Consider the following 1,193-nt stretch of genomic DNA (forward strand, 5'->3'; position numbering starts at 1 on the left):
TAGGGAAACTCTGAAAAAGACTTTCTGATTTGGCAAAATACCGCGACCCCACCCACCGAGTTTCCCGATGAAGCAGATGACCTTCGCCGACGCCGAGTACGCTGGCAAGCGCAAGCAAACCCGCAAGGAGTTGTTCCTGATCGAGATGGATCGGGTGGTGCCGTGGAAGGGCTTGATTGCTTTGATCGAGCCACATTATCCGAAAGGTGAAGGTGGCCGTCCGGCCTACCCGTTGATGGCGATGCTGCGTGTGCATCTGCTGCAGAACTGGTTCGGCTACAGCGATCCAGCGATGGAGGAAGCGCTGTACGAAACCACGATCCTGCGCCAGTTTGCCGGGCTGAACCTGGAGCGCATCCCCGACGAAACCACCATTCTCAACTTCCGCCGCTTGCTGGAGAAACACGAGCTGGCGGCCGGCATCCTCGCTGTCATCAATGGCTATCTGGGCGACCGCGGCCTGTCGCTGCGCCAGGGCACCATCGTCGATGCAACGCTGATCAATGCGCCCAGTTCGACCAAGAACAAGGACGGCAAGCGCGACCCGGAAATGCACCAGACCAAGAAGGGAAACCAGTATTATTTTGGCATGAAGGCCCACATCGGCGCCGATGACGAATCGGGTCTGGTGCACAGCGTAGTGGGCACGGCGGCCAATGTGGCGGATGTCACCCAGGTGGACAAATTGCTGCATGGCGACGAAAACGTGGTCTGCGCCGATGCAGGCTACACCGGTGTCGAAAAGCGGCCCGAGCATGAAGGACGTGAAGTTATCTGGCAGGTGGCGGCACGCCGCAGCACCTACAAAAAACTCGATAAGCGCAGCGTGCTGTACAAAGCCAAGCGCAAGATTGAAAAGGCCAAGGCTCAGGTGCGCGCCAAGGTCGAGCATCCGTTCCGGGTAATCAAGCGCCAGTTCGGTTACACCAAGGTGCGCTTTCGCGGCTTGGCCAAAAACACGGCGCAACTGGTGACACTGTTCGCTCTGTCGAACCTGTGGATGGCGCGCCGACATTTACTGACGAATGCAGGAGAGGTGCGCCTGTAATGCGGGAAATGGCCACCGGAGTGGGGTCCGGGTGGCGAAAACGTAAGAAATACTCGTCGAATTGATTGTTTTTTGATCATTTGGCGAGTTTAAAAGTTGCGCTAGGTGGTATGCCGGGGAAATACATGGCTACTTCAGACCATCC

Annotated in this window: 1 protein-coding gene; it reads left to right on the forward strand. The window is 57.2% G+C overall.

Annotated features, from left to right (window positions below):
* The first annotated feature begins 67 nt into the window (after window positions 1-67).
* Window positions 68-1,048 carry an IS5-like element IS1384 family transposase gene (locus HBN63_RS21560; RefSeq protein ID WP_010466230.1) on the forward strand — a complete coding sequence of 327 codons (981 nt, stop codon included), beginning with the start codon at window positions 68-70 and terminating at the stop codon, window positions 1,046-1,048.
* The last annotated feature ends 145 nt before the right edge of the window (window positions 1,049-1,193 follow it).

This window comes from Pseudomonas sp. WS 5011 (assembly GCF_012985775.1).
Taxonomy (GTDB): domain Bacteria; phylum Pseudomonadota; class Gammaproteobacteria; order Pseudomonadales; family Pseudomonadaceae; genus Aquipseudomonas; species Aquipseudomonas peli.

Excerpts from the sequence above, each read along its gene's own strand:
- HBN63_RS21560 (WP_010466230.1), top strand. The coding sequence starts at position 68 with ATGAAGCAGATGACCTTCGCCGACGCCGAGTACGCTGGCAAGCGCAAG.